This is a genomic window from Muribaculum sp. (genome assembly GCF_029051885.1).
In the GTDB taxonomy this organism is placed as follows: domain Bacteria; phylum Bacteroidota; class Bacteroidia; order Bacteroidales; family Muribaculaceae; genus Muribaculum.
Map to the genome: position 1 here is coordinate 1 of NZ_JAIDKI010000229.1, position 5331 is coordinate 5331.

Sequence of the window (5331 nt, forward strand, 5' to 3'; positions counted from 1 at the left end):
TGCTTATTCCATATACGTATATACTTACAAGAATCAAACTTTCGAGTACAGTAGAATCTATAGCTAAGACAAATTGCAATAGAAACTCCGGATAATGAAATCGCATATCCAATCAATCTATTTGACTCAAGATTGAATAATATCAAAACAACTGCCAACTTTAGAGCCGCTTCCAATATGCTTAGATAAGCGAAAAAATTCATTCTTTCAAATGCAATTATTGCCGACTGATATGGGAGTTGTAATAATTGAAATATGAGAGAAACTATCGTGAATTGATATACAATATTTACAACGTATAAGTCATCTGTTGGGAAATTCATGTATGAATTTATGAACCAAAGACCAATTGTTTCGGCCAAAGTCAATATAAGCACACTTGCCAATATATATATATTGATGCTCATCGAAAATATTTGTTTCAATGATTCCATGTCATTTTTTCCAATGTGGAATGACAAATATCTCTGTGTCGATTGAGTAAGAGCCCCGCTTATAAATGAGAATAAAACAATAACACCTCCAATTACGTTATAAGTACCATAATCCTCTACACCAAGAAGTTCAAGAACCATTCTGAACGTATAGAATGTTACTCCCATTATTACGAATTGCCGTATATATAGGAATAAGGTATTACGTGCGATGCGAGAATTGGATGCAGTAGAAGACATTATAAAAATTCTATAGATAAGTAAAGGATTGTATGCCGTTGGATAGAACTTATGTAAATTGGGAGATTATATCCCCTTGAGTAGTCAACTTTTTGTCGTTTATTGAATCAGATAACGTATATGCGGTGAAGGAGAGGCGCTCGTAGCGGTTGAGGTCGGGGCGGGTGGCGAGTTCGCGGGCAATGGCGGTGTCGGAGGCGCGGTTACGCTCAGCGTCGGGATTTACAGAGGGCCAGAGGGATAGGTTGAACCCTTTGTAGGAGAGGAGGGTAGGGGTGTCGAGCGACCGGAGGTCGGCCACGGTGTTGCTTTCGGCCCATTGGCGTTTGCGCGAGCGCTGGTCGAATCGGAACCACGGACGAAGATTCTCCTGCATCACGAGGCTCAGCCGGTGATAGTTTTCGACAGGGGTGGTTTCGGCGAATACTGTGTTGTAGCGGAGTTGCTTCATCCATCGTTCGCGTATGTCGTAGAAGGCGCTGAACTGTCGGCTGTCAATATCGTCGGGAGTGGCGGCAGCCTTTCGGGATACCATTGCGTAGATGTCCGACTCGTTGATTCGGTCGTTGCCTCGGGCCCATGAGTCGAAATATCGGCGGCGGTATTGGTCGATATAGCGCTTGTCGGGGCGCTCGTTGTAGCCAAGCCTGTGGGAGATGTCGTAGCATTCGATGGCACGGCCCAGATGCTCGGGTGCGTAGTGTGGCATATGACTACGGATGCTGTCGGACCATCTGCGTATGGCCATGGCGAGCTCCCTGGGGTCGGGGGCGGCGGGGTTGTCGGCGGGTATCCGGCTGAGCATGAGCAGCAGGTGGGTGTAGCCGGCCACATCGCCTATGTCGGCAATGTCGGGGGTGCTGCTGTCAGATGGCAGATATTTCTGTGACAAGAGTGTCATACTGCTGTTCGGTGATTTTGCGTATGAGGCGCGGGTCGGTGTCGACGCGCCATTCTATGCTGTTGGCTCCCGGGAGGGTGAGGCGGCATATTGTCGGAGCGCTGTCGGGGCCAATCAGCTGCTGCAACACTGCCGGCTGTCCGGAGAATTCGCCACCGATTACCACTACTCTGTCGCCCGGAGCTATGGGGAGCGTCCCGACGGGGAATATCTCGGTAGAGGGGGTGAATATGCCGATAGTCTGCTGGTAGAGGTCGATTTGCGTCTGGGGTATGGCGGCATACGCGCTGCCGGTGCGGGCTGTCTGTCGGTAGCACCATGCTATATCGCTGATGTGGCGCATCATAGCAGTGATGTCGGTGAATCTGCATTTCACAAACATCAGTCCTGCCACTACCGGTTTGTTTTCGGAGATGAGCTTGCGTCCTGTGCGACGTGCGATCTCTCGGCAGGGATAATATATGTCTTCGACCTGAAACTCGCCGTTGCTGACTTCGATGCGTCGGGCCACATCATCGTAGTCAGTGCCTTGGCGCATCTGTAGCGCATACCAGTTGGTGGGATTGCATGTAAGCATGTCCGATACCCGGCGTATGATTGCTGCACGTCTGTCGCTGTCGGATGTGGATGCATGGGTGAGCGCAAACGCCGGGTTGGCGGCCGGTATTAGCCCCGTGCAGCTCATGATATCTTCAGGCGATATGCCGCAGTCGTAGGCTATCGTGCTCCATACATCGGCAGGCGTAAGGGCACGGTTGATGCGCATCGTCGCGGAGAACAGTGTGTTGACATATTCGTGCATCTGGCGAGTGGTGCGTTCAGACTGGCGGAGTGGAAACAGGTATTTGTTTCGTGGCTTTGAATAGCGAGCTATCATTGCCTTAAGTGTCGGATCGTCGCCGGTATAGTCGTCTTTACCATAGGTGGCTATTTCGTTGAACCCAATTCCTCCGGCCAGTATTGCGAATATTGTGATATCTTTGGCGAGATTGGCTTTTTGTGTGGCATCAGTCGAGAGAATCAAGTCGCGCAATGTGATGGCCGGATTGCCGGAAATTCTTATTGCATCGTCGGAGAGTGTGGCGAGGCGTTGCACGATGCCGTTGAAGGCACCGCTATCGGTGGTCATCCCTTCGGCTACGGCTTTCCCGTAGAGTGCGGAGAGGTGTTTCATGTAGTGGATGACGGTCTTGATCGTGTGTCCGGCGTGTATTAGCCATATTGCCCATCCGTTGAGCTTGGCGGATGTGAAACTATCGAACTCCAATAGGTCGGTGCCGATATAATTAACGTAGGCGGAGAGTGCTTTTTGTCTGCTGGAGGCAGTCGAGCGGTTGGTGGTTCCGGCTACTATCATCCGAAAAAAAGCTGAGGCCGTTGGCTGTGCAACGTGCTCTGATTCAATCTTGAATACTCTGTTTCCGTTGGTGAACAAATGCGTTTTTTCAGACAATTCTTCTTGTCCTCCCATGGCATTCTTATATACATTGCCGCAGGAGTTTGACTTGGATATGTCGGCTGTCCCAAACACTCTGGTGTGATTGAAATCAAGATAAGTTCCGTCAACATCTCTTACTAAGAGATTGCGCATTTTTCCAAGTTATTGTAAATAAGCAGGTTGCTCTTGGCGTTTTTTCGTATCTATAAGATTTGCAGTCAACCATATGCCTATAAGCCACGTCGATACACTATGATGATCCACTCCATTATCACTGATAATTTGTGAGTTTCATAAGATATTGCTAATTTTGCAGAGTCAATGTGTATCTCTTAGTAAGAGATTGCGAAGCCATCGCACTGGAATTGACATCAAGTTGCTGTTATTTAGCTTGTTGCGTGATATTGGCGCTTTTATGCCATCAATTAGAGGATTTTGTCTACAAACTTGGCCTATTAATGATATCAGTCGACATTTATATCATGGCCGAACTTTCCTATTTAGCAAACGTTACCCTTTTAATCGGAGGGCAGTCGCCTTACGTGGCAGGCATACATCATGAAATTTATCTTATGGTGGTTTTCATGGAAGTTGTTAACGAAAAAATTCAACCTAACTCATACACTATAAAATGCAAAAACTTACAGAAACCCACGTCAGCATGCTACATGGCATTCTGCTGATAGCGTTATTTGCATGTGCTGCCTTCTATATCGGCGAGGCACAAATACTTAAGGACATCTCTTTTAGTCCGATGATTATCGGTATTATCCTTGGAATGCTTTATGCAAATTCCTTGCGCAATCATCTTCCGGAGACCTGGGTGCCCGGCATCCAGTTTTGTTCCAAGAAGGTGTTGCGCCTGGGTATCATCCTCTATGGATTCCGCCTTACATTCCAGGATATTGTAAATGTCGGAGTTGCCGGAATTGTGGTTGATGTCATAATCGTAGTTGTCACAATCTTAGGCGGCATATGGATTGGACGTATGCTGAAGATGGACCGTGACACAGCGCTTCTGACATCCGTTGGAAGTGGAATATGCGGTGCCGCAGCGGTGCTTGGCGCAGAATCTACGATTCGCACCCAAGCCTACAAGACTGCGGTGGCAGTGGCTACCGTTGTTATTTTCGGAACCATCTCGATGTTCCTCTATCCGATAGCCTATCGCTCCGGATGGGTCGACCTTACTCCTCAGGAGATGGGCATCTATTCCGGTGCCACGCTTCATGAGGTAGCCCATGCCGTAGGAGCCGGCAATGCCATGGGTACGGAGATTTCCAATGTCTCCATCATCGTCAAGATGATTCGAGTGATGATGCTCGTGCCGGTTCTGCTTATTCTTGGAGTCTGGGCCGCACGCCGTAACGCGCATGATGGCTCTACGACCGAAAAAGGCAAAGTAAACATTCCTTGGTTTGCAGTCGGGTTCCTGGCTGTCATTGGATTCAACTCCTTGAATCTCCTCCCGCCTATTTTTGTAGAAGCCATCAACTACGTCGATACTTTCCTCCTTACAATGGCCATGGCGGCTTTAGGAGCCGAAACGAGCATTGACAAGTTTAAGAAAGCCGGAGCCAAGCCGTTTGTCCTTGCATTCTGCCTCGATGTCTGGCTTATTGTCGGTGGCTATATCCTTGCCAAATATCTTGCCCCGCTTTGCCTTTAGGGAGATAATACCCTCTATGATTAGGAGTTCTGACGTGAGATGGGCTAATAGGTTGTCTATCTCCGTCAGACTTCAGGGTTGCAGCTTATAGGCGGCTACCATATCAGTCCGGCGCTACATATTGTCGAATATGACAATGTGTAGCGCCGGACTGATATGGTTTATTTCAAAATTTCAGAAGGTGTTTTTACGCTTTCATTTCGGATGGTGCATGTCGTTAAATAATAATGAAGGGACTGTTTCAGTAACTAATCCCGGATTGCCGGTTGGCACACATGTATTATTTAATGTGTAGCCGAATAATCGAAATTTGCATATTTTATAAAAGTTTGGAGTTTGAACCGTTTTGAACCGAAATATAATTTTTCTGAAATATAATTTTACATATTTTTGCATTGAAATCATTTTCACAATATAATACCATAATAAAATGAAAACATTCGCCCCGTTCACTGTTATCGCCGGATGCGCGATGCTTTTTACCGCATGCCAGGGATCCGACGGACCAGACATGGTCATTCCCGAGCCCGAAATAAAAAGTATGGAAATTAGGATAAGCCCGTCGTTGGTCGATTCCCGTGCCACAGACTATGGCTTCGAGACCGGTGATTGCATCGGACTCTATGTAGTCTGTCTCTGATCCCCCTCA

General features: G+C 47.5%; 5 protein-coding genes. 2 read left to right on the forward strand and 3 right to left on the reverse strand.

The features are described 5' to 3' along the window. The 3 genes from K2I50_RS09375 to K2I50_RS09385 form a co-directional block, all read right to left on the reverse strand. Positions 1–602 (reverse strand): MATE family efflux transporter (locus tag K2I50_RS09375; protein ID WP_526022976.1); only part of this gene is annotated, 602 nt, incomplete at its 3' end. A gap of 121 nt (positions 603–723) precedes the next feature. Next, positions 724–1575: a hypothetical protein gene (locus K2I50_RS09380; protein WP_301026058.1), complete on the reverse strand. Its 852-nt coding sequence runs from the start codon at positions 1573–1575 to the stop codon at positions 724–726. Continuing rightward, positions 1541–2932, reverse strand: coding sequence for a transcription termination/antitermination NusG family protein (locus K2I50_RS09385; RefSeq protein WP_301026059.1), 1392 nt, complete (start codon positions 2930–2932; stop codon positions 1541–1543). The genes K2I50_RS09380 and K2I50_RS09385 overlap by 35 nt, the downstream gene beginning before the upstream one ends. A 712-nt stretch (positions 2933–3644) precedes the next feature. On the opposite strand from K2I50_RS09385, the gene K2I50_RS09390 reads away from it, so the two are divergent. Together K2I50_RS09390 and K2I50_RS09395 are read left to right on the forward strand one after the other, a co-directional pair. Beyond that, complete coding sequence (locus tag K2I50_RS09390; RefSeq protein WP_526022977.1) at positions 3645–4682, forward strand: YeiH family protein; 1038 nt, start codon at positions 3645–3647, stop codon at positions 4680–4682. Between the two features lie 430 nt (positions 4683–5112). Continuing rightward, positions 5113–5322 (forward strand): fimbrillin family protein, encoded by a 210-nt coding sequence (locus tag K2I50_RS09395; RefSeq protein WP_301026060.1) that lies wholly within the window; start codon positions 5113–5115, stop codon positions 5320–5322. Positions 5323–5331 lie beyond the last annotated feature (9 nt).

Excerpts from the sequence above, each read along its gene's own strand:
- K2I50_RS09380 (WP_301026058.1), bottom strand. The coding sequence starts at position 1,575 with ATGACACTCTTGTCACAGAAATATCTGCCATCTGACAGCAGCACCCCC.
- K2I50_RS09385 (WP_301026059.1), bottom strand. The coding sequence starts at position 2,932 with ATGATAGTAGCCGGAACCACCAACCGCTCGACTGCCTCCAGCAGACAA.
- K2I50_RS09390 (WP_526022977.1), top strand. The coding sequence starts at position 3,645 with ATGCAAAAACTTACAGAAACCCACGTCAGCATGCTACATGGCATTCTG.
- K2I50_RS09395 (WP_301026060.1), top strand. The coding sequence starts at position 5,113 with ATGAAAACATTCGCCCCGTTCACTGTTATCGCCGGATGCGCGATGCTT.